The organism is Shewanella psychropiezotolerans (genome assembly GCF_007197555.1).
Classification (GTDB): Bacteria; Pseudomonadota; Gammaproteobacteria; order Enterobacterales; family Shewanellaceae; genus Shewanella; species Shewanella psychropiezotolerans.
This window is the reverse complement of sequence record NZ_CP041614.1, coordinates 3,450,697-3,473,675: the sequence shown is the minus strand read 5'-3', so window position 1 is coordinate 3,473,675 and position 22,979 is coordinate 3,450,697. Positions and strand designations below refer to the sequence as shown.

The 22,979-nt window shown below is 43.9% G+C and carries 16 protein-coding genes, 10 tRNA genes and 2 pseudogenes; 5 read left to right on the top strand and 23 right to left on the bottom strand.

Annotated features, from left to right (window positions below):
• The first annotated feature begins 50 nt into the window (after window positions 1-50).
• Entirely contained in the window at window positions 51-470 is a 420-nt protein-coding gene (locus FM037_RS15435) for a hypothetical protein (protein WP_144046710.1), read from the top strand.
• A 701-nt stretch (window positions 471-1,171) separates the two neighbouring features.
• Window positions 1,172-3,706, top strand: a complete 2,535-nt coding sequence (locus FM037_RS15430; RefSeq protein WP_185976832.1) for a TonB-dependent receptor plug domain-containing protein — start codon at window positions 1,172-1,174, stop codon at window positions 3,704-3,706.
• Window positions 3,707-3,784: 78 nt separating this feature from the next.
• On the opposite strand, the pseudogene gloA reads toward FM037_RS15430, so the two are convergent.
• From gloA to FM037_RS15355, 15 genes and pseudogenes are all read right to left on the bottom strand, one after another.
• Window positions 3,785-4,194, bottom strand: a pseudogene (gloA, locus tag FM037_RS15425) (lactoylglutathione lyase).
• Between the two features lie 401 nt (window positions 4,195-4,595).
• The gene (gene nth, locus FM037_RS15420) at window positions 4,596-5,237 is read right to left on the bottom strand and encodes an endonuclease III (protein WP_144046709.1); all 642 of its coding nucleotides are present in this window, start codon (window positions 5,235-5,237) and stop codon (window positions 4,596-4,598) included.
• A 57-nt stretch (window positions 5,238-5,294) separates the two neighbouring features.
• A complete protein-coding gene (locus FM037_RS15415; RefSeq protein ID WP_144048980.1) occupies window positions 5,295-5,993 on the bottom strand; it encodes an electron transport complex subunit E in 699 nt (232 codons plus the stop codon).
• Window positions 5,994-6,061: 68 nt separating this feature from the next.
• A pseudogene (gene rsxG / locus FM037_RS15410) lies at window positions 6,062-6,699 on the bottom strand (electron transport complex subunit RsxG).
• Window positions 6,700-6,714: 15 nt separating this feature from the next.
• Entirely contained in the window at window positions 6,715-7,767 is a 1,053-nt protein-coding gene (rsxD, locus tag FM037_RS15405; RefSeq protein ID WP_144046708.1) for an electron transport complex subunit RsxD, read from the bottom strand.
• A 3-nt stretch (window positions 7,768-7,770) separates the two neighbouring features.
• Window positions 7,771-10,221, bottom strand: coding sequence for an electron transport complex subunit RsxC (gene rsxC / locus FM037_RS15400; protein WP_144046707.1), 2,451 nt, complete (start codon window positions 10,219-10,221; stop codon window positions 7,771-7,773).
• Window positions 10,215-10,784: an electron transport complex subunit RsxB gene (rsxB, locus tag FM037_RS15395; RefSeq protein WP_144046706.1), complete on the bottom strand. Its 570-nt coding sequence runs from the start codon at window positions 10,782-10,784 to the stop codon at window positions 10,215-10,217. Before rsxB ends, rsxC begins: the two co-directional genes overlap by 7 nt.
• Window positions 10,785-10,786: 2 nt before the next feature.
• Window positions 10,787-11,365 (bottom strand): electron transport complex subunit RsxA, encoded by a 579-nt coding sequence (gene rsxA / locus FM037_RS15390; RefSeq protein ID WP_005501820.1) that lies wholly within the window; start codon window positions 11,363-11,365, stop codon window positions 10,787-10,789.
• 112 nt (window positions 11,366-11,477) lie between these two features.
• Window positions 11,478-13,382, bottom strand: coding sequence for an EAL domain-containing protein (locus tag FM037_RS15385; RefSeq protein WP_144046705.1), 1,905 nt, complete (start codon window positions 13,380-13,382; stop codon window positions 11,478-11,480).
• A 116-nt stretch (window positions 13,383-13,498) separates the two neighbouring features.
• A tRNA-Asn gene (locus tag FM037_RS15380) sits at window positions 13,499-13,574 on the bottom strand.
• A 31-nt stretch (window positions 13,575-13,605) separates the two neighbouring features.
• Window positions 13,606-13,681 (bottom strand) — tRNA-Asn (locus tag FM037_RS15375).
• A gap of 37 nt (window positions 13,682-13,718) precedes the next feature.
• Window positions 13,719-13,794, bottom strand: a tRNA-Asn gene (locus FM037_RS15370).
• Window positions 13,795-13,822: 28 nt separating this feature from the next.
• Window positions 13,823-13,898: transfer RNA gene (locus FM037_RS15365), tRNA-Asn, on the bottom strand.
• A 34-nt stretch (window positions 13,899-13,932) separates the two neighbouring features.
• Window positions 13,933-14,008: transfer RNA gene (locus FM037_RS15360), tRNA-Asn, on the bottom strand.
• 45 nt (window positions 14,009-14,053) lie between these two features.
• Window positions 14,054-14,129, bottom strand: a tRNA-Asn gene (locus FM037_RS15355).
• Window positions 14,130-15,162: 1,033 nt separating this feature from the next.
• On the opposite strand from FM037_RS15355, the gene uvrB reads away from it, so the two are divergent.
• Complete coding sequence (gene uvrB / locus FM037_RS15350; protein WP_144046704.1) at window positions 15,163-17,178, top strand: excinuclease ABC subunit UvrB; 2,016 nt, start codon at window positions 15,163-15,165, stop codon at window positions 17,176-17,178.
• A gap of 77 nt (window positions 17,179-17,255) precedes the next feature.
• Here uvrB and rrtA read toward each other — a convergent pair whose 3' ends face one another.
• Complete coding sequence (rrtA, locus tag FM037_RS15345; protein ID WP_227992871.1) at window positions 17,256-17,882, bottom strand: rhombosortase; 627 nt, start codon at window positions 17,880-17,882, stop codon at window positions 17,256-17,258.
• Window positions 17,883-17,884: 2 nt separating this feature from the next.
• The gene (queC, locus tag FM037_RS15340; RefSeq protein WP_144046703.1) at window positions 17,885-18,574 is read right to left on the bottom strand and encodes a 7-cyano-7-deazaguanine synthase QueC; all 690 of its coding nucleotides are present in this window, start codon (window positions 18,572-18,574) and stop codon (window positions 17,885-17,887) included.
• Between the two features lie 168 nt (window positions 18,575-18,742).
• Between queC and queE the strand changes: the two genes are divergently transcribed.
• Complete coding sequence (gene queE, locus FM037_RS15335) at window positions 18,743-19,411, top strand: 7-carboxy-7-deazaguanine synthase QueE (RefSeq protein WP_144046702.1); 669 nt, start codon at window positions 18,743-18,745, stop codon at window positions 19,409-19,411.
• A gap of 153 nt (window positions 19,412-19,564) precedes the next feature.
• Here queE and FM037_RS15330 read toward each other — a convergent pair whose 3' ends face one another.
• From FM037_RS15330 to FM037_RS15310, 5 genes are all read right to left on the bottom strand, one after another.
• Complete coding sequence (locus tag FM037_RS15330; RefSeq protein WP_144046701.1) at window positions 19,565-20,626, bottom strand: PLP-dependent cysteine synthase family protein; 1,062 nt, start codon at window positions 20,624-20,626, stop codon at window positions 19,565-19,567.
• 193 nt (window positions 20,627-20,819) lie between these two features.
• Window positions 20,820-20,904, bottom strand: a tRNA-Tyr gene (locus tag FM037_RS15325).
• Between the two features lie 96 nt (window positions 20,905-21,000).
• Window positions 21,001-21,085 (bottom strand) — tRNA-Tyr (locus tag FM037_RS15320).
• Window positions 21,086-21,179: 94 nt separating this feature from the next.
• Window positions 21,180-21,264, bottom strand: a tRNA-Tyr gene (locus tag FM037_RS15315).
• A 31-nt stretch (window positions 21,265-21,295) separates the two neighbouring features.
• Window positions 21,296-21,380, bottom strand: a tRNA-Tyr gene (locus tag FM037_RS15310).
• A gap of 46 nt (window positions 21,381-21,426) precedes the next feature.
• On the opposite strand from FM037_RS15310, the gene FM037_RS15305 reads away from it, so the two are divergent.
• A complete protein-coding gene (locus tag FM037_RS15305; protein ID WP_144046700.1) occupies window positions 21,427-22,299 on the top strand; it encodes an urea transporter in 873 nt (290 codons plus the stop codon).
• On the opposite strand, the gene FM037_RS15300 is transcribed toward FM037_RS15305, so the two are convergent.
• Window positions 22,277-22,903 carry a TetR/AcrR family transcriptional regulator gene (locus FM037_RS15300; protein ID WP_144046699.1) on the bottom strand — a complete coding sequence of 209 codons (627 nt, stop codon included), beginning with the start codon at window positions 22,901-22,903 and terminating at the stop codon, window positions 22,277-22,279. The two genes, FM037_RS15305 and FM037_RS15300, sit on opposite strands and share 23 nt — an antisense overlap.
• Window positions 22,904-22,979 lie beyond the last annotated feature (76 nt).

The following is a 22,979-nucleotide window of genomic DNA, read 5'->3' as shown; positions in this document are numbered from 1 at the left end:
AAAACATTTACTTCCTATAATAAAATCAGACTTAACCTTGCTGGTTTTCTATGTTAACGACTTTTCTTCTCGCATCAATCATTGGTCAGACAAGCTTCAACCTTGTTGTTCCATTGCAGATAGCCGAAACACAAACGATTAATTTAGGCCATATTTCTAACCTGGAGTCGGCTCGATGTCGAGTGGCTTCTAATCTAAGGTCCGGTGATGCTTGTGTGGAGTCGGAATGGGGAAGTGGCGTGATAAGAATAACTGGGGGGATAGATGAGAGCATAATGATGCGAGTGTCTACGGTGAGCGCTGATGGCATAAGTTTTATCCCTTTACTGTCTAATGGTACTCAGTCAGATATGTATCTCATTCAAGATGGCGTGCTTGATGTCTCCATCGGTGGGGAGTTAACCCTTCTCAAGTCTCTAGCACTTGGTCAATACAAAATAAGTTATATGGTCGAAGTAAATTATCAATAGCGTAAATAAAACTGAATAGATAAGAGTGGAAAACCATTCCTTTTACGTATTTAAAATTATTTATTCTCCTTATTGTTAAACGTAATTTGAGTTTATAAAACACCAAATGTTATTAGCTGTGCTGTATGGTCATCGCAGAAGCTTATTGTGGTTACAGGGGTAACAAGTTGTATCTTGTTGTGATTTTGTTCCGTGTTAATAATAATTTAAATGTTATTTAATGGTCGAGAGTCAGCCTGAACCTAAGCTGACAATTAAGACAAACATATGCCTACCAAGTTGACCTTAGCCAAAAAAACATTACCGAATGCCATTCGATATATCAGCTAGCGGTCAAAAGTGTGACGCACATCACACTTTTGCTTATTCCGTAGGTTGTGAACTTGTTAACTTCTGGCCAGGTGGAATCTCTGCCTTGTTAGTGTTATCTGAGTTTTTTATGCTGTTTGATAACATGTCTCTTTCATTTCACTTTATAAAACCTCGTTATTATCACTGTTGGTTATCTTTATTTTAACCTTTCCGCATCAAGGGTTAATTAATTTGGTGATTGACTGACTTATGGTGAAACTATAGTTTCAATTTCAACGCCGTTAATATCGATTAACAAAGTGAAACAAATCGGTAAATAAACAAAAATAATTGGCGCAGAATAAAAACAAATAACGAGAAAGTAATCATAAGTTAGGGAGTAAATCTTAATGATAAGAACATCGCTGCATTCAAGTAGTAAGTTATCGCAAGCTATCAAGCTTGGGTTAATCGCATCGGTTTCAACTACTGCATTCACAGTATCAAACACCGCATTCGCACAAGAAGAAACAGCTAAGGTAGAGCGGATTTCAGTAACAGGCTCCCGTATTCAGCGTCAAGATATGGAATCAGCATCGCCAATCACAGTGATAGATGCTGCGTCTATACGTGCAGAAGGCTTCACTTCAGTAGATGAAATCCTACAAGCACAAACATCTATGGCCGGTGCAGCAATAGGCTCAAGCACCAACAATGGTGCAGACGGCGCTGCACAGGTTGATTTACGCGGTATGGGTGCGGAGCGCACGCTTGTACTCTTGAACGGACGTCGCATGGTTAACTCGGGGTCTGGTGCTGATAGTGCGGTAGATTTGAACTCAATTCCTGTTGCTTTGATAGCGCGTATTGAGATCCTAAAAGATGGTGCATCAGCTGTATATGGCTCAGATGCCATTGCAGGCGTAGTCAATATCATCACTAAGAAAGACTTCGAAGGCTTTCAGGTCGATGTGACGGGTGGTGTTACAGACAAAAGTGACGGTGAAAATGGTGAAGTAAGTGCACTTTACGGCTTCAACACAGATACAGGTAACTATACTTTTGGTGCTGCTTTCTCGAAGCGTGAAGGCGTGGTTCAATCAGATCGTGATTGGACAGATCCAGGTTCCAGTTCATTCATTCCTACTGGCTCATTGGGCGGTAAGGTACAAGACGAGAATGGTAATTGGGTAGACCGTACAGAAGGTTATGATTATACCCAAGACAGTTGGTACCAAACACCCAGTGAGCGTTACAGTCTTTTTGCTAACATGACGCAAGAACTTGGAAGCGATGTTGTTTTAACTGGTGACTTTTTATATACCAAGCGTAAATCGAGTCAACAATTAGCACCACAACCAGCAGACGTTATGTTAAATGTTTGTGGTGATGCAAATATAGATCCTTCAGCTCCATGTATCACTCTCGATCAATCGATGATAGATGGTGATATTGAAGCAGATAAGACTGGTCGTGTTAACTATCGTAGACGTACGAATGATGTTGGCCCACGCATTTACTCTCAAGATACCGATACCTATCGTATATCTGCAGGCCTAGCTGGTTCACTAGATATTAACACAGGTATGGATTGGGATGTTTCGTATACATATGGTAACAACAAGGCTAATACATCTGTTGCTAACTCCATTAATGCAACGAACATGAAACAGTCAATTTACGCAAACCAAGATGCATGGTTTAGTGGTGACCCATTATCTCAAGGTATTGTAGACGATATCAGCTACTTAGAAGAAACTGATGGTGGTAATGAACAGCATGTGTTATCAGCTGGCCTTAACGGTGAACTGATGGAACTTGATGCTGGTGCTGTTGGTTTTGCAATCGGTGCAGAATATCGTTATGAGAGTGGTTATTACAATCCTGATCCTGTGGTTGTAGCAGGTGATAGTACAGCTGCTCAGCAAGATCCCACTGATGGTAGTTATAATGTGTTCTCTGTCTTCCAGGAAGTCAGTGTGCCATTCACCGATAAGTTAACCGGTGAATTCGCATTACGTTATGATGATTATTCGACATTTGGTAGTGCAGCCACTTGGAAAATTGGTTTCACTTATGAAGCTACTGATGATTTGATGCTTCGTACTGTAGCGGCGACAGGTTTCCGCGCACCAAATGTAAATGAATTATACGGCGGTAATACTGGCTCATATGATTATCTTACTGACCCATGGGATAATGAGCAAGATCCGCAAATCTTGGTTAATTACACATCTGATGAAGATTTAAAGCCGGAAGAGTCTGAATCATATACAGCTGGTTTAGTTTACTCGCCAAGCTATATAGATGGTATGTCACTAACTTTAGATTACTGGCGCTTTAAGGTTCAGAATGCCATCGTACGTCTCGACGCTCAAGCTGGTTTGACTAACTGTTTTGAGGGAGATACCACGGCTTGTGAAACTTTCAATATTACGCCTGATGGAAATCTAGAAAACTTTACTAACCCATTAACTAATGTTGGTTATCAGGACACTAGTGGTATAGATTTCAACTTAGCGTATAATTTTGAAGCACTAAGTCTAGATTGGACCATCAGTAACGATACCACTTACCTGCTGAATTTTGAGCAAGATGGTATAGATTACACTAATACCATCGATGGTAACTTCGGTGCCTATGCCCAAGTGCGTAATAACTTTAGCATCAAAGCGGGCCAAGATGATTGGACGCTAATGTACTTCAACCGTTATATCGGTGAAATGGATGACTTAGGTGCGGGTACTAAGGTAGACGCTATTCTATATCATAATGTTTCAGGTACTTATCACTTCAATGATGCTTGGATGATGAGTGCAGGTGTTAAGAATATCACCGATGAAGAGCCATCTAGAGTATCTAATGGTAGTGATGGTGGTACGGTTCCAGAAGTATACGATACCATCGGTCGTCAGTATTATGCTGGTGTGACATTTAAGTTCTAAATAGAGCTGAGCTAGTACTTGAAGATAGTATGTTAAAAAGCGCCTTTCGGCGCTTTTTTTATGTCCTTAAAAAACTGATTAGCCTAATCCCTTAGAGGCTGAGCTCATCTGGATGAGTTCTATCTTGTAGCCATCAGGATCTTCCACAAAAGCAATCTCTGCAGTGCCACCCGCAACTGGGCCAGGCGCTCTGACTATGTTTCCCCAGCGGCTTCTATGGCCTTACAACGGCCATAGATGTCTTCTTCACCTATAGCTAAATGTCCAAAGGCATTACCCATCTCATAGCTATCCGTATCCCAGTTGTGAGTCAGCTCTATAACGCCGGCTCCGGTGGATTCTTCATCGAAACCGACGAAGGCAAGGGTATACCTATATTGGGTGTTCTCAGACTTTCGCAGCAGCTTCATACCCATAATTTGAGTGTAAAAGTGAATACTTTTTTCTAGATCGACGACACGGATCATGGTGTGTAAAAATTGAGACATTAAAACCTCGGTAGTGTTTAATTATTAGCAATAGCAGTGTTCTTGTTAAAGATTATAACCCATTGAATCTAAAATCCTCGGCACATTTATTTCATAACGTTTGTAGGAGAATAACCTAGGTGTAGATCACACTCTGATGCTTTTATGGTGTGAATTTAAGTCATTTCTTAAGATAATGTGCCATCTAGTTATGATTTATACTGACACTGAATAGGAAAGTGAATGAATACTGAATTAAAAATGGCATTTGGTTTGAGTGCAATTATCGGCATATTTTTATCTATCTTCTTTTTGGCTATGTTTTAACGCTTATCCTTAAGTGTTATTCAGCATAAAAAAAGCCGCTAAGCGGCTTTTTAAGTGTTTGTAATATAAGTATTAATAGGGTTAACCAGAGTGGTTTAACCTTCAGGGTAGACCTTCTCTTTAAACTCACATAAGTCTTCTATCAAGCAACTTCCGCATCGTGGCTTTCTGGCTAAGCAGGTATATCTGCCGTGAAGAATAAACCAGTGGTGAACATCGACCATAAATTCTGCCGGGACGACCTTTAACATTTTTTGCTCGACCTGGTCGACGTTTTTGCCCATTGCAAACTTGGTTCTGTTTGCAACTCTGAATATATGGGTATCTATGGCTATAGTAGGCCAGCCGAAGGCGGTATTGAGTACCACGTTAGCCGTTTTGCGTCCCACACCGGGAAGAGACTCCAGGGCCTCACGGTCTTCAGGGACTTGTCCGTGATATTTCTCGACTAAGATCCCACAGGCTTTAATGACATTAACGGCTTTATTATTATATAAGCCAATAGTCTTGATATACGTTTTTAGGCCGTCTACGCCTAAGGCATAGATGGCCTCTGGGGTATTAGCGACAGGAAACAGTTTATTGGTTGCCTTGTTGACGCTGACATCGGTCGCTTGTGCCGAAAGGGTAACGGCTACCAGTAATTCGAACGGGCTGGAGAAATTCAGCTCAGTCTCTGGATGAGGATTATTCTCTCTGAGGATCTCTAATATCCGCTGACGTTTATCTTTATTCATATGTTTTCTTATACTTGCATCAAATGAGGTTCACGATTTCGCGCATAGCTGGCAGCATTAGCTGACTTTAGTAATTCTTGCTCGCTTCACTGGCCCTTGTACGGTCACTTCCGGCTGCTTGTCTGCAATTATTTTATCGATAACATTCTTAAGGGCGATCAAGAATCCCATGCCTATGAAGGCACCAGGTGGGAGCATAGCCAAGAGAAAACTTGTTTCAAAATGCCAGATATGTATCGTGAGCCCTGCCGCCCAATCACCGAGTAAGAGATCGGCGCCATCAAACAGTGTGCCTTGTCCAAGGATCTCTCTGCAGGCGCCTAAAATGGCTAAGACCACTAAGAAGCCTAAGCCCATCATAAAACCATCAAACGCAGATTTAGCGAGGGAATTACGGGATGCAAATGCTTCGGCGCGTCCGATAATCACACAGTTGGTCACAATCAAGGGAAGGAAGATCCCCAGCGACAAATAGAGTCCATAGGCGTAGGCGTTGATGAGAAGTTGAACACTGGTCACTAAGGCCGCAATTATCATCACAAACACCGGAATACGGATCTCTTTTGGGACAAAATCTTTCACTAAAGAGACTAAAATATTAGAACAAATCAACACCAACATGGTCGCCAGACCTAAGCCTAACGCATTGGTTAAGGTTGCTGTTACTGCCAGCAAAGGGCACAGGCCTAAGAGTTGTACCAGACCTGGATTGTTCTTCCATAACCCTTGGAATGCAATCTCTTTATAGGCACTCATCGCGCTGGGTTTTGAATCCGCGGCAATATCCAGTACGGGCTCATCAGATGTATCGATATTAGATCCATTCATCGGTAATCAACCTCACAGTTTGCAGGACGTTTGAGTAAGGTTTCACTATTTGCATTAAAATAAATTAGTGCCTTACGTACGGCTTTAACATAGGCTCTGGGGTAATTGTTGCTCCGGTAAATTGGTCGAAATCACCACCATCTTTCTTAACCTTCCAGCGTTTATCTGTGTCAGATTGGAGCCTCTTTTGATTGAAACTCAATACCCAATCAGATTTTCTCAGGTCAATTTTATCACCGAGCCCAGGCGTCTCCGCATGGGAAAGCGTCCTGACTCCGAGGACTTTTCCGCTACTGTCGATACCTATGATTAACTTGATATTGCCATTGTACCCATCCGGGGCAATGGCTTCCATGGCGATGGCGACGGGAACCGATTGATTAGTGGCGATATAAGAAGGTAACGGCATATCGATACCCATAGCTTCCTCATCGTGGATCAAGATACAGTACTCGGTCAGTTCATTGTCATGCATGCTGTCCGGTATCAGTTGATGCAGGGTGCGTTTTAATTCGAGCTGCTGTTGTTCTTTAATTTTATCGACAGTTTGGTAGTTGACTACGGCCACAAAAGCGGTGCATAACAGAGCGAATAGTCCCAGCAAGAAGCCGTTTTTTAAGATTGATTTCTTCATATGTAATTCTCTGTATTAGCTTCTGGATCTGTGACCATAAGTTCTGGGTTTCATATAGTGATCGATGAAAGGTGCACACAGGTTGGCGAGTAAAATGGCGAAGGCGTAAGCATCCGGGTAACCACCATAAGTGCGTATGATATAGACTAAGACACCGATTAAGGCGCCAAATAACAGTCGTCCCCTGACACTGGTTGCAGCGGTAACCGGATCGGTAGCAATGAAAAAAGCAGCCAGCATGCTTGCACCGGAAAACAGGTGAAATAGGGGGCCTGCATGGGTATCCGGATTTAGAATAAACCCAATGCTTGCACAGACGTAGAGTGCTCCTAGGAGTCCCACACTGATATGCCAGCGGATTAATTTCATCTTTATCATGGCCAGTCCACCGGCGAGATAAGCCATATTGACCCAAAACCAGCCAACACCATAGCCATCACTAAAAATAGATTTAGTCAGGCTTTCTGTACTGGTTAATCCCATAGCGAGATCTGTTTTCAAGGTATCCAGTGGGGTGGCCATAGCAATGCCATCGAAGCCCATTTTGTAAGCACTGATTTCCGCTTGGGTGCCGCCGAAAAATATCATCTGTAAACTGGCTAATATGTCCAGAGGCTGGCTGGCAATGACACTTGGGGCTACCCAGCTAGTCATCTGTACGGGGAAGGAGATCAGTAGCATGACGTACGCCGCCATTGCTGGGTTAAATATGTTGTGCCCAAGTCCACCATAGAGATGTTTAACTATGATGATAGCAAACATCGCGCCCATGACGGTTAACCACCATGGAGCAAGCGGCGGAACTGCTATGCCGATAAAGAGGGCGGTGAGTAAGGCGCTATTGTCCTTTAACGTAGCTAATACCGGCCTTTTTCTTAACGTTAATACACTAGCCTCACAAAACAGCGCGACAGAGATGGCAAGCAGCAGTTGAATGATGGTGCCCCAGCCAAAAAAATAGCATTGCACCGCTACGCCAGGTAAGGCGCACAGTAGCACTCTTTGCATCAAGGTACTGGTTTGGAATCGACGACTCAAATGAGGCGAAGAGGCAATCTTAAATGCCATCAATTAATCCTTATCATGTTCTGTTTCGGTGCTGATTTTCAGGGCCGCTTTCTTCGCCTTGGCTTTAGCTATGGTCGCAGCAATTCGAGTTTTCTTATCATCGACTGGAGCACTTATTGGACTGGTACCGGCTTCATCAGCGCCTTGCTGCGCTGCAGCCTTCTTGGCCTTGGCTCTTGCTATAGTTGCTGCTATTCGAGCTTTCTTGTCGTCGACAGGAGCACTGACTGCATTGGTATCGGCTTCATCTGCACTTTGCTGTAAAGCAGCTTTCTTTGCCTTGGCTCTTGCTACAGTGGCAGCTATTCGGGCTTTCTTATCGTCGACAGGAGCACTGACTGGACTGGTATCGGCTTCATCAGAGTTTTGCTGTGCTGCAGCCTTCTTCGCCTTGGTTTTAGCCACTGTGGTAGCTATTCGAGCCTTTATATCATCGACTGGATCACTTACTGTATTGGTATTGGCTTCATCAGCGCCTTGCTGCGCTGCAGCTTTCTTCGCCTTGGCTTTAGCCACAGTGGCTGCAATTCGAGCCTTCTTGTCGTCGACAGGAGTGTTTACGGTACTGATATTAGCTGCATCAGAGCTAATACCTGCCGAAGAGTCAGCTGTGTCTTGTTTCAAGCCAGCTTTCTTGGCTTTGGCTCTCGCTACGGCAGCGGCGATTTTTACCTGCCGCTCGTCAGCAGGAGTGTTAGTTTCTGGCATTGAACTTGTTATGTTGCTTGCCTTGTCGTCTTGGATCGCGGCTTCTTTTTGTGCAGCCTTCTTAGCCTTGGCACGGGCCACCGCGGCGGAAATATCTTTGCGTTTGCTCTGTGTTTCAGACCCCGCTGCTGTGCTTGAGCCGCTTGTCGAGTCTGTGACTTGAGGGGCTGCAGTCGAGTTAGCTTCTGCGTTTGCCGCTTCTTTCTTCGCTTTAATTCTTGCCATTGCAAGGGCGACAGCATCTTTATCCGATGAGGACATGTTTGACTTGCGTCTTGCCGCTGAGGCTTTTTGTTTCTCTTCTCTTGCCCGTTTTTCATCTTCGAGGCGTTGGGTTCGAAGATCGAATCTTTGTTTAGCCAGTTCCGCCTGTTTCTTTTCTTCGGCTTCGGCTTTTATCGCAGACTTAGCGATACGATAGTATTCAACTAAAGGGATTTCACTGGGACAAACGTAAGTACAACAACCACATTCGATGCAGTCGGCCAAGTTATAGCTAGTGGCTTTATCGTATTCTTGGGCCTTTGCATGCCAGAATAACTGCTGGGGGAGGAGCTGGGCAGGACACACGTGAGCGCATTCACCACAACGAACACAGGGGAGCTCTTTCTGTTCGGGGGCGAGTTCGTCGCCAGCAGGTAACAGAATACAATTAGAGCCCTTTAGTGTTGGGGCATTGTCGTTATGCAAGGCATAACCCATCATAGGCCCACCTATGATCACCTTGTCATGTTCATTGCCTATGAATTGAGTTTGGGTCAAGACATGAGAGATTGGGGTGCCGATGGGGATCCAGTAATTACCTGGCTCCTGAGTGTTGTCACCAGTGACGGTGACTACACGCTCAATAAGAGGGTAATTACGCAGAATAGCCTCGTTGATGGCATAAGCCGTTGCAACATTCTGCACCACGATGCCAAGTTGAGCTGGAATAGCCCCAGATGGGACCTCTTGCCCCGTCAAAATCTGAATAAGTTGTTTCTCGCCTCCGGAAGGATAAAGTGTCGGTACACTTGTGATCCTGACGCCACCTTTTGGTAGCGAGCTTCGATTCAATGCATGTTGCATCTCCTCAATGGCTTCTGGTTTATTGTCTTCAATGGCGATGATTAGGCGTTTTGGAGTCAGTAACCTATGAATGATGGCGATACCATTGAGGATCTCATCGCTCTTTTCACGCATGATCATGTCATCTGAAGTAATGTAAGGTTCACATTCAATTCCATTGATGATGACTAATTCAATATCACTGGCTGGGCTGAGTTTTATATGGGTCGGAAATGCAGCGCCGCCAAGGCCAGCGATTCCCGCTTGCTGTATTTTCGTCAGCAGTTGTTTGTCTGTTAGCTGGTCGACTTCATCCGCAGAGAGTGCTGGGTGAATATTCCCATCATGAGTCTCTAGCCCATCAGCCTTGATGACGCAGCTCAATACTGCTAATCCTGAGGCATGGTTTCCCGGACGTGTTTCAATGCACGATACATGGCCTGAAGTCGGTGCGTGTGCCGATAGATGGCCAAAATGCGTGCCCTTGGTGAGAACAGCACCTTTAGCGACATAATCACCTTGTTTTACTATCAATACTGCAGATTCGCCGACCTGAGGCAGGGGGACTAGATACTCATCAGCCAGGGGCAAGGTTTTGATCGGTGTTCTGTTAGAGAGCTTTTTTCTCTCTGGAGGATGAATACCGCCAATTGACCGCCAAAGTGTCCCTTTATCAATTTGTTCGAATAAAGTTAGCACTTTACATCCTCATCTATGGTTTTCACTGGGATAGCGTTTAACTTCCAATCCCAATTTTTGATATTTTGTGTGACCGGTAGCATGTCAATGCAATCGACAGGGCAGGGCTCAACACACAGATCACAACCCGTACAGTAATCTGTTATGACGGTGTGCATCAACTTGCCTGTGCCTAAAATGGCATCCACAGGACAGGCTTGAATGCATTTAGTGCAGCCAATACATTCATCTTCACGTATGTATGCGATTTTTTTAACCTGTACTTCCTCGGTCGCAGTCAGAGGCTCAGGATCAACTCCAGCCATATCGGCCAGCTTTTCCATGGTGGCGGTGCCACCGGGAGGACATTTATTGATCTTGTCTCCATTCGCTATGGCTTCAGCATAGGGACGGCAACCCGGGTAACCACATTGGCCACATTGTGTTTGAGGCAGTAAGGCTTCAAGCTGGTCCACCAGAGGATCGCCTTCGACTTTAAATTTTTCTGCTGCGAAACCAAGCAAGAGACCAAAAAATAGTGCGAGGACAGTCAGTAAGATTATTGCGATAAATATTCCAGACATGACTATTTAACTAACCCCGTGAATCCCATAAATGCCAGCGACATCAAGCCCGCGGTTATCATTGCAATGGCTCCACCTCTAAAGGGTAAGGGCACATCTGCAGCTGCGAGACGCTCGCGCATGGCTGAAAACAGGATGAGTACGAGTGAGAAGCCGACAGCGGCGCCAAAACCATATACGGCAGACTGGATAAAATTATGTTTTTCATTGATGTTGAGTAGCGCTACACCTAATACGGCGCAGTTTGTGGTGATCAATGGCAGATATATTCCGAGTGCCCTATAGAGGGATGCACTGGTTTTCTGAACTAACATTTCAGTAAATTGCACTACTACGGCGATAACCAAAATGAAACTCATGGTTCTAAGGTAATCGAGATCAAACGGCAGTAGCAGATATTGATTGACCAGATAACTTAATACCGAGGCCAATGTCAGCACGAATGTGGTCGCCATTGACATGCCTATGGCGGACTCAAGCTTGCTGGAGACTCCCATGAAAGGGCAGAGACCAAGAAATTTTACTAATACAAAATTATTGACCAGAACTGTGCCGATCAACAATAGGAGATACTCACTCATCTCATTTCATTTTTGGGAATAATTATTAATGGTATTATCAGCTTTTCCAGTGCCAGAAACAACACATAGAATACAAGGTTTTAATTAATTGGGTCATCTAGCTAAAAAACGATCATTTAGGCTCCAACACCTGTATGGCTTGAGGTTGGGCAATATAATATCCTTGTAAGCCATCGATAAGCATTTTTTCTAGTGTGAGCTTCTCCTCTTGTCGCTCTACACTGGTGGCGATTACTCGAATGCCAAGCCTACGTGAAATATCTACTATCATCTTGATAAAAAACATATTATTTGTATCTTTCTCGATGGATTCCGTGTAGCTCCCATCGAGTTTGATGAAGTCAGGGCGAACTTCTCTGAAGAACTTAAATGAGCTGAAGCCCATGCCAAAATGCTCCACAGCCACTCGGGCCCCGACACTGTGCATGACCTGAACAAATTTGTAACTGGAGGCTAAATTAGATTGCATACCCGCTTCATTGGTTTCAAAAACGAGTCTTGCCGCGATATGACGTCTCTTTATCAGTTGATCTTTTAACCAGGCGACGAATGATTCTTGCATTATGGATGACGAGCTGATGTTGATGCCGTACGCCCCTTCAAGTGCCGGGGTATCCATCAGTATTTTTAATGTGTTCATCACAATCAACTTATCTAACTCTAAAATCATGCCATGACGTTCAGCCATTGCAATGACTGTTGCAGTAGGCAAAAATTTCCCTTCACTGTTATAAAAGCGAGAAAAGAGCTCTTTATAGACTTTAACTTCGGTTCGGCAGGGCTGTATGGGTTGCTGATAAAATTTTATTGCGCGTCTTCTAATCAAATCTTCGATGGCTAATTTCCAGCGAGTATCACCGTAGACTTCATCGCCATTAAGTCTATCTTGCATATGAAAACAATTAGGGCCTAAGGTTTGTGCAATGCTGACTGCTGTGTCACCTAAGGTGAGTAAGTTCATTGGCTCACTATCATGCCGGTAGGGTACAAGACCAACATGTGCAATCGAATCCGTTTCTAATGTTTGTTGGTATTCGTCGAACAAAGACTTCAAACTTTCGAGAAATGGAATGCCATCTTTCAAAATAAGATCGGGAATGAAAACCGCAAAGTCGGCGGTTGAAATTCGATAGCATTGTGAGTTTGGGTATTTATTTATGGCTTTTCTTATGCAGTTAGCAACTTTCGCTAGATAATCATCACCGGCAGACCGACCATGGTTTTGATTTATCGGCCCAAGCTCACTGGCTTTTATCATAGCCAAGAGGCCAATTTGCTCCTTGCCTAAGGTAGCGAATGATTCGAGTTTTTGGGTGAACTTTATTCTGGTTTCAAATCCTGTAATAGCATCTTGAAAAGCAACACGTTGCAATTTGTCATTTTCTTTAGCCAATTCATCTGAGCGATGTTTAAGTTCTAATTTACATTTCTCAAGGGCTTTGGCTAAGGGGTGAAGCTCAAATGATAACTTTGACGAAGCTAATGCATCGTATGACTGGCTCGATAAGCTCTCTATGTAACTGGCGGCGTAATTGATGGATTTTTTAAAACGGGCCATAACCAGCAGGTAAAAGAGGGCTATTGATAGATAACTTAGCCATAAAACCAACAGAATTTGTATAAACCTGTTGGTCGTGTGTTCGATTAAATCACCTGTGTAGAGTTTAACTTGTAATCGTCCGTTACTGATATCACGTGTATCGGGAAGGTCTATGGGAAAGAGGCGTTCCAAAGTCGTTTCTTTTTCAGGAAAAAGCGTGCCTTGAGTCACATTTTTGCTGCTGTCATCCTTATGGATATATTGAAAAAATTGGAAAGAGGCATGCTTATTTAACTCTGCTAAGAGTTTTTTCCCGTTTGTTGCAGAAAAGGTCGTGTTGTCGAAGGCCGCTTGATAAGTTGCGAGTCTTTGTTGGGATTTGGCTTGAAGCGAATTGTTGCTGTCTAGATAGACAAGGCTAGTGATACCTGCAAAGAGGATAAATAAAAAGGCATGAAAGAGTCTAGATAAGCTCATAAGCGTTCCGTTCGCGGAGATAGAATACATCTATTATTCTAGTAAATTCTGAACGTTATTCTAAACTTAAATGAGGATAAATAGAAAGAGCTAGATTGGAGGTAGTGAAAAAAGATTGGCTCCCCGGACTGGACTCGAACCAGTGACATACGGATTAACAGTCCGCCGTTCTACCAACTGAACTACAGGGGAATCGTTTTTCTTTTTATATATAGGTTTAAAATGGCTCCCCGGACTGGACTCGAACCAGTGACATACGGATTAACAGTCCGCCGTTCTACCAACTGAACTACAGGGGAATCGCTTTAAACATGCTACTGAACTACTTAATTAAAATGGCTCCCCGGACTGGACTCGAACCAGTGACATACGGATTAACAGTCCGCCGTTCTACCAACTGAACTACAGGGGAATCGCTTTAAATAATTTTCTTGAATAAATGGCTCCCCGGACTGGACTCGAACCAGTGACATACGGATTAACAGTCCGCCGTTCTACCAACTGAACTACAGGGGAAACGTTTTCATTCAACTCAGATATCTATTAAAAATGGCTCCCCAGACTGGACTCGAACCAGTGACATACGGATTAACAGTCCGCCGTTCTACCAACTGAACTACAGGGGAATACTTTTAACACATCATTCTGAACGTCTTCAATTTAGGTAACTTTGGCTCCCCGGACTGGACTCGAACCAGTGACATACGGATTAACAGTCCGCCGTTCTACCAACTGAACTACAGGGGAAACGTTAAAGCTACTCGTCGTTGAAGACGGAGCGCATACTAAATCGCTCTTGATGATGAGTCAACTCGAGGAAGAAAAAAAAGTGTAATTATGCTGTTAAGTGCTCATCTAATGTTCGTCCTGACGTAGATTCGCTCATTTTGGTGCTTGTGTGAGCAATTTTTATGGTGTGGGAAACATGATTTACTGCATGACTCTTATTTTTGTCGATTATCTGGTTGGTTCGGACCTAATGAGCTCCCTGAAATTACTGAATTATATCAATTAGCGCTTTAATGACCATTAACAATAATGAATTGGTGAGTGGTTTCATAAGTGAATAGTAATTAGAGAGGGTTATTAAAGAGAGGCAGTGAGTAGGCATTATCGTTCTCGTTATCATTCTGCTTACTGCACGAGCTCAAGTGCAATCTGCTTCTTTATCACTTCCTACTATAAGCCTTGAAATCTGATGCAGACTTTCATATGTAGTAAAATTACATCTAAGGGTGTTTTTAAGCAGGTTTTATAGGGAGGTGTTAAAACCCCCGCAGGGTAAGGGCTAGATTGAGTTATCCACTAAATCTGTGGATAAGCCTGTGGGTTAAGTCTAAAAATGTGTTTCAAAGCCTCATATACAGGGGGTTGAACTTAAAATCGTCAAAATTTTCACCCTCCAGTAAAATCATTTAAAAATAATAGGTTAGCAAATGCAAGTGTTTATTGTAACCGAGCGGTGCATCGTTACAATAATGTAACTGTAGCGATAGTTCTAGTTGTGAATTAATCCGCCAGTTTCATTGGTTTCCGGTTAACTATTAACCTTATCTACTGTTTTTAATCTATGTTTTAAAATTTCATTAAAAATAAATGGAATTGTCATTATTTTCTGCTACGACTTTAGCGTCAATGATAAGTTTAAGGGGATTAAAGTTTCCGTTATCGCATTATTGTTCCAATTTATCTCGATGGAGATAAATATATCTCATCTTTATTCACACGACTCCCTTAATTGGTTTAAAATAATGCGCTGCTTAAAAAAGGAACTCGGTTAGTGACAGAATCAACATTTCGGCTGGAATCAGAATACACGCCTGCAGGCGATCAACCCAAGGCGATAGCTAAGTTGGTCGATGGCATTGAAGCTGGACTTGCAACTCAGACTTTACTTGGGGTTACGGGCTCAGGTAAAACATTTACTATTGCCAATGTTATCAAACAGATGGGGAGGCCAACGATCATCATGGCCCCGAACAAAACGTTGGCGGCGCAGCTATACGGAGAGATGAAAGAGTTTTTCCCGCACAACGCTGTAGAATATTTTGTCTCTTACTACGATTATTATCAACCCGAGGCCTACGTTCCCTCCACCAACACCTTCATAGAGAAAGATGCATCGGTGAATGCACATATAGAACAGATGCGCCTTTCTGCAACGAAAGCACTCCTAGAGCGAAAGGATGTGGTCTTAATCGCTTCGGTATCTGCTATCTATGGTCTAGGTGACCCCAAATCTTATTTGAAGATGTTGTTACATCTAAGACAGGGTGACTTCATGGGGCAAAGGGATATTCTCTTACGTCTCAGTGAACTCCAATACACACGTAACGATATTTCGTTAGATCGTGGTACTTTTCGAGTCAGGGGGGAAGTGATTGATATATTTCCGGCAGATTCTGACAAGCATGCGATACGTGTTGAACTTTTTGATGACGAGATTGAGCGGCTAAGCATGTTCGATCCTCTCACTGGCCATATTATAAAGCGTATAGCCAGGATCTCTGTGTACCCCAAGAGCCATTATGTTACTCCCAGAGAAAACATTATTGCGGCGACAGAAGAGATAAAGGTGGAGCTCAGAGAGCGCAAGCAGCAATTACTGGACAATAATAAGTTAATTGAAGCTCAGCGAATATCTGAGCGAGTTCAATACGACCTGGAAATGATGGTGGAATTGGGTTATTGCTCAGGTATTGAAAATTATTCACGATACCTATCTGGTAGAGCCACCGGAGAGGGGCCGCCCACATTGCTGGACTATTTACCCGATGATGGCTTGCTGATCATCGATGAATCTCATGTCACAGTGCCTCAAATCGGTGCCATGTATAAAGGCGACCGCTCGAGGAAGTCTAATCTGGTGGAATATGGTTTCCGTCTACCTTCTGCGCTCGATAACCGTCCTCTTAAATTTGAAGAGTTTGAGAACTTGATGCCTCAAACCATTTTTGTCTCAGCGACTCCGAGTCAATATGAGATCGATAAGTGCGATGGAGAGATTGCAGAGCAAGTGGTTAGACCTACAGGTTTACTGGATCCCGAAGTGGAAGTCAGGCCGGTGGGGACACAGGTCGATGATCTGCTTTCTGAGATAGGCAAAAGGATTAAGGTCAATGAGCGGGTGTTGGTCACGACACTCACAAAGCGCATGTCGGAAGACTTAAGTGAATATCTAGACGAGCATGGGATCAAGGTGAGATATCTGCACTCAGATATCGATACGGTTGAAAGAGTAGAGATAATTCGAGATCTGCGTTTGGGCGTCTTCGATGTACTGGTTGGCATCAACTTACTGCGTGAAGGCCTGGATATGCCGGAAGTATCACTGGTGTGTATTCTCGATGCAGATAAAGAGGGCTTCTTGCGCTCCGAACGTTCGTTAATTCAGACTATGGGCCGCGCAGCCCGAAATATTAATGGCAAGGTGATCTTGTATGCTGACCGTATCACTAAATCCATGGCGGCAGCCATGGGGGAAACAGAGCGGCGGCGTAAAATGCAGCATCAATTTAATCTCGATAACGGTATAACGCCTAAAGGTGTAGTGAAAAAAATTACCGATGTGATGGATGTGGGCGAGAGAGACAAGGGGATCTTAGGGGATTACCGTAGTCTTAATGTTGCAGAAAATAGGGCTAAATATGTCGTTCAGGATGCGGCAAGTTTAAGCCATCAAATCGATGCACTAGAGAAGCTGATGCATGAACATGCGAAGAACTTAGAATTTGAACAGGCTGCGGCAGTCAGAGATCAGGTGATGAAGCTCAGAGATGCCTTTATTAAAGCTTGATAAATAGAGCTTAACATTAAGCCGCAATACTCTAACCAGTATTGCGGCTTAATTTTGATACACATTCAAGCTCAATGCTATTTATCAACAGGCTTGTCTGCACCTTGTCTACGCAAAGCGCTAATAGCGTAAAGCATTAAGAAGACGATTATGCCGCTGATAACGCCCACAAGATGAGCCTCTGTCGCGACTCTTGCTCCTATCATTTCAGTGACCTCCTGACTGGCACCATAAACCTGCTCATAAGACACTTTGATGATGACACCAACTAACAATAGGTAACCTGACTTTAATCCTGTGGTGATGTCTTTTATCGCGCCGTAGGTAAACAATCCATGCAGCATGCCACTCAATCCTACATATCCGATCAAACCTGGATAAAACAGGTAGAGGCCTATACCTTGAAGCAGACAACAGAGCACGAAGAGCGAAGTGAACAGCAATAAACGATAATGGGTGTGGTGGAGCAGCACTATGACCCAGAGGCCCGCCAGATTCATGAGTAAATGCCAGGCATTGGTGTGAAGCAAGTTGCCGCTCAGTAGTCGCCAATACTCACCTTCACCTATCTCCACTCTTCTATAAGCGAGGGAGTCAGCCAGGTTTAACCAATAGAGCCCTATGCATAGGAGCGTGACCAGAGTGACCAGACAATAACTCGAAGATAACCACTGCCTGATTTTTGTGGGGGCGATAAGCGTCATAGCTATTGAGCTATTTTGGCGGTTAAATCTAACTGTACTTGCGCCTTATTATTCAAGTAGTCATCTAACCCTGTTTGTCTTAATAAACAAGCTGGGCAGGTACCACAGCCTGATCCAATGATATCGTTATAACAGGTCAAGGTCTCATCTCGGACTAAGTCCAGGCTATTATACTTATCGGCAAGTGCCCAGGTTTCGGCCTTATTTAGCCACATCAAAGGAGTAACAAGCTCAAGCTGCCTGTCCATTCCCTGAACGAGCGCCGATGCCATCGCCTTAACAAAGTCATCACGGCAATCGGGATAGCCAGAATAGTCCGTTTCACACACGCCTGTTATCACTGCTTCTGCACCCAGTTGGTAGGCAAAAATCCCGGCTAAAGTGAGAAACAAGATATTACGACCCGGCACAAAAGTATTGGGCAAACCATTGTCCATGAGGGTGTTCGATACGGCGATATCGTCTCTGGTTAATGCCGAAATGGCGAGTTCGTTTAACATGGTGACATCCAGAACTTTATGACTCGCTAGACCAAGACGTTTACCTAGTTCCTTAGCGACTTCAATTTCCTGACTATGACGTTGTCCATAATCGAAGGTGATACCATGGACTTCATCATATTGCTCGAGTGCTTGGATTAAACAGGTTGTTGAATCTTGTCCACCACTAAAAACGACGACTGCTTTTGACATATTGATCACTCAAGTATTTAAATTGTCATCATTTTAACTGACAGACCTTCGCTTGTATAATATCACGTGTACGGTTATCGGCTTTTTACTCATTCTATAGACACTTTAAAGCTTGCCTGTAAACTCAAAATACACTATAAATGCCGGCCATCCTTGTAGAGGTAGACCATGAAGTATCCAGTGAATGAAGTTTTCGAGACCATCCAGGGGGAAGGTGTTTTTACCGGCGTACCTGCTATCTTTGTGAGACTTCAGGGGTGCCCGGTTGGGTGTTCATGGTGTGATACTAAACATACGTGGGATGTTCTTGAGCAAAACCGAGTCGCCCCAGAATTGGTTATCCAGGTTGATGGAGAGATTGGCCGCTGGTCCGAGTTGACCGCGATAGAGCTGATTAACTTTTTTACATGCAAAGGCTTCAATGCTAAACATGTTGTGATCACCGGTGGAGAGCCATGTATCCATGATCTGACAGAATTAACATCAAAGCTTAACAGTCAAGGATACGGGACTCAAATTGAGACCAGTGGTACGTTCGAGGTGAGCTGTTCAGATAAGACTTGGGTCACAGTGTCACCTAAAGTGAATATGAAAGCGGGCATGGCTGTATTGACTCAGGCGCTCGAGCGAGCCGATGAGATTAAGCATCCGGTAGCCACATCTCAACATATTGATGATTTGGATGAACTGCTCGAGGGGATCGAACTCGATGGTAAAACAGTCTGCCTGCAACCCATTAGTCAGAAACCTCGTGCCACAGAGCTTGCAATGAAAACCTGTATCGAGCGTAACTGGCGCTTATCGATACAGACTCATAAATACCTCGATATAGATTAATTCAGCCGTTGAGCCTAGATAGCTAACTTGTGTTAATACCTAGGCGCTAACGTATGTCACATCGAAGCGGTTAAATTTATTACTACCTTAGCTGAGCGCACCAATGTCTTCCTTAGCTTATTCAAGTGCACTCTGGGTTACAGTATTTGATGTCTAGGTTAACTGACCGGTGAGGTCAAAATTCTTGAGTTGGTTGTCAAACTCGCTGAGATCACCTATGTTTTCCTTAATCCACTCAGGGTTGTAGTAAGTGTCCAGATAACGTTCACCGGAATCACACAGCAGAGTGACCAGTGAGCCTGTTTCGCCCTTAGCGTGCATCCTAGCGGCTATCTGTAATACCCCATAAAGGTTGGTTCCGGTAGATGCTCCGGCTTTACGGCCGATAAGCTTCTCTAACCAGTAGATGGTTGCCACTGACGCTGTGTCAGGTATCTTTTCCATATGGTCGATAACCCCAGGTATGAAAGAAGGCTCGACGCGGGGTCTGCCTATGCCCTCAATCTTACTGCCGTTGACCGATGTGATCGAGTTGTCGCCACTGGTGTAGTAATCATAGAAAACTGAGTTGTCGGGATCCACTACACACAGTTGCGTATCGAGTTGTTGATAACGAATATAACGCCCGATCGTTGCCGATGTGCCACCTGTGCCTGGACTCATCACAATCCACTTAGGTATAGGGTGGGGTTCCCTGTTCATCTGCTCAAAAATGGAATTAGCAATATTGTTATTGCCACGCCAATCTGTCGCCCGTTCAGCGTAGGTAAATTGATCCATGTAATGGCCCTTCAATTCACTGGCTAAACGTTCAGATTCTGCGTAGATCTGATTGGAATGATCGACAAAATGGCACTTGCCACCATAGAATTCGATTTGTTGCACCTTCTTCTTCGCTGTGGTGCGAGGCATTACTGCGATAAAGGGTAAGCCTAATAGTCGGGCAAAATAGGCTTCAGATATCGCCGTGCTCCCCGATGAGGATTCTATGACTGTGGTCCCTTCGCTAATCCAACCATTACATAATGCATATAGGAAGAGTGAACGAGCCAGTCTATGCTTCAAGCTTCCCGTTGGATGAGTGCTTTCATCTTTCAAGTAGATGTCGATTCCCATAAGCACCGGGAGGTCTAACTTAATCAAATGTGTGTCAGCACTACGCTGATAATCAGCGTCTATGATTGCGATTGCCTGATTTATCCAAGAAGATGCCATGCTGCCCCTGATTGTTGAAGGTAAATATAACGGAATGTAGCAGATAATAACTAAATTGAATAAATCGTGAAAGTTGAATCTGAGGCTGGATGCGGTAGACCTAGATAGATATGGGGTTCAGGTTGGGATATTTACAAATGGAATTGAGATTACAAGGGGATGTACAGATGAGGTAAGCAGTTTTTGAGAGAAGTGGTGGAGGGAGAAGGATTCGAACCTTCGAAGGCTGAGCCGTCAGATTTACAGTCTGATCCCTTTGGCCACTCGGGAACCCCTCCACATTTTTCTCTTCTGACTAAATATCATTCTACAGCGAGCCATCACTGCAGGACAAAACATTAGCTTTATACACGTCCAAACTAACTGAATAAAGATGGTGGAGGGAGAAGGATTCGAACCTTCGAAGGCTGAGCCGTCAGATTTACAGTCTGATCCCTTTGGCCACTCGGGAACCCCTCCACATTTTTATTCTTTCACGAATATCATTCTAGTGTGAGTGATCACAGCTGGAAATAATATTAGCTTTCACAGGTCTAAAGTCACTAAACAAAGATGGTGGAGGGAGAAGGATTCGAACCTTCGAAGGCTGAGCCGTCAGATTTACAGTCTGATCCCTTTGGCCACTCGGGAACCCCTCCGGATATCTTTATTTTATTTCTTTAGCGCAAATGGTGGAGGGAGAAGGATTCGAACCTTCGAAGGCTGAGCCGTCAGATTTACAGTCTGATCCCTTTGGCCACTCGGGAACCCCTCCTAACGATAATACCGATCGGTATAAGCATCTAAAACAGGCAGAAAATTTGACGTCCCCTATTTTTAACCTTATCCCACGTTTACTGCATGGTTTTTCTCAAATAATGCTACAAAAGAGTGCGGTCACCGGCCTATTCTTTGTGATTGGAATTGGCATTAACTCTTTGACTATGATGTTAGGGGGGATCATTGCCACGCTATCAGGCCTAATCATAGCGAAACTCTGCCGATATGACAGCGAGCTTATTGGCAATGGCATCTATGGTTACAATGCCGCGCTCGTTGGAATAGCGCTGTTTTATTTTCTCCCTCTCAGCCAGCTTTCTCTTGTACTTCTTGTGTTTGCAAGTGCCCTATCCACTATCATAATGCATTATTTGCTAAGACTAATACCGGTAAATAGTGTATTTACCACGCCTTTTATCATCTCAACTTGGTTAGTGTTACTCCTGATTGACATGGCCGGCATAAACACATCCGTGGCCCCCTTTTCAACCCAAGCCAGCTCAGACTTTTACTCGCTAACACGAGGCCTAGGTCAGGTGATGTTTCAGGGGTATTGGCTATCGGGTGTCATATTTATTATCGGACTGTTATTTCATTCATACCAGGCCGCCATATGGGCGGTTATCGGCTCAGGATTAGGAATGCTAACGGCGCGGGTGGGGAGCTTTTCTGAGTCTAATGTGCTGATGGGAGCTTATGGGTTCAACGCGAGTCTGGTTGCCCTCGCCCTTACTGCACGCTATCCAAACACACCAATACCAGCAGTGTTGGGAGTCATGCTATCTGTGCTGCTCACGAGGGCTTTTGAGGTGGTTTCCCTGCCAGCGTTAACCGCCCCTTTTGTTCTGACTACTTGGTTGATCATAGGTATGATGGGGATAAAAAATCGTCTCAGTGAATACCGCAGCCTTTAAGAATTATTTGAGTGAGAAAAGTCACCACATCTTCAAAGTCATCATCGCTCATTGTTTCTTTATTTAATGCTGCTACCACTTGCACATTAAAGTCGGCGTAATGTTGAGTCGAGCTCCAAATTAAGAACAATAAATGATGTGGATTGACCTTATCCATCAAGCCTTGCTCAATCCAAGTCTCGATCACACTAACCTGGCTTTGTAACCAGTCTTTAAAGTCCCCATAAAGGTATTGATTCAACACCGGCGCACCATGAATTAATTCACTAGCAAAAATTCTCGAAGAATCCGGGTCATCCTTAGAATGCATGACTTTTGCCCGAATATACGCACTAAGCGCTTGTTTGGGTCCTTTATGGACACTTAAGGTATCGTAGTCTCTATTCCACACTTCTATGATATTGCTGAGCAGCTGTTGATATAGGTCAGTTTTATCTTGAAAGTAGTAATGGATATTCGCTCGTGCAATATTCGCTCGCTCGGCAATGCGCTTAATGGAAGCACCTTTAAAACCATAAGTGACAAACTCTTTCTTTGCTGCATCGAAGATGACAGCCTTATTCTTTTGCCGAATATTGCCTTCCGAGGCTTTAGACTTTGCCACAAACACTCCCAGTCATAAAAGTTAACCAGCACCATTCCATTTCAGCACTGTAAATAATAAATCAGTGGCATGGTTA

Coding starts and splice junctions, on each gene's coding strand:
- rsxD (WP_144046708.1), bottom strand. CDS start 7,767: ATGGCATTTAAGATTGCCTCTTCGCCTCATTTGAGTCGTCGATTCCAA.
- nth (WP_144046709.1), bottom strand. CDS start 5,237: ATGAATAAAGATAAACGTCAGCGGATATTAGAGATCCTCAGAGAGAAT.
- FM037_RS15415 (WP_144048980.1), bottom strand. CDS start 5,993: ATGAGTGCCTATAAAGAGATTGCATTCCAAGGGTTATGGAAGAACAAT.
- rrtA (WP_227992871.1), bottom strand. CDS start 17,882: ATGACGCTTATCGCCCCCACAAAAATCAGGCAGTGGTTATCTTCGAGT.
- rsxA (WP_005501820.1), bottom strand. CDS start 11,365: ATGAGTGAGTATCTCCTATTGTTGATCGGCACAGTTCTGGTCAATAAT.
- rsxB (WP_144046706.1), bottom strand. CDS start 10,784: ATGTCTGGAATATTTATCGCAATAATCTTACTGACTGTCCTCGCACTA.
- FM037_RS15435 (WP_144046710.1), top strand. CDS start 51: ATGTTAACGACTTTTCTTCTCGCATCAATCATTGGTCAGACAAGCTTC.
- FM037_RS15430 (WP_185976832.1), top strand. CDS start 1,172: ATGATAAGAACATCGCTGCATTCAAGTAGTAAGTTATCGCAAGCTATC.
- queE (WP_144046702.1), top strand. CDS start 18,743: ATGAAGTATCCAGTGAATGAAGTTTTCGAGACCATCCAGGGGGAAGGT.
- queC (WP_144046703.1), bottom strand. CDS start 18,574: ATGTCAAAAGCAGTCGTCGTTTTTAGTGGTGGACAAGATTCAACAACC.
- FM037_RS15385 (WP_144046705.1), bottom strand. CDS start 13,382: ATGAGCTTATCTAGACTCTTTCATGCCTTTTTATTTATCCTCTTTGCA.
- FM037_RS15330 (WP_144046701.1), bottom strand. CDS start 20,626: ATGGCATCTTCTTGGATAAATCAGGCAATCGCAATCATAGACGCTGAT.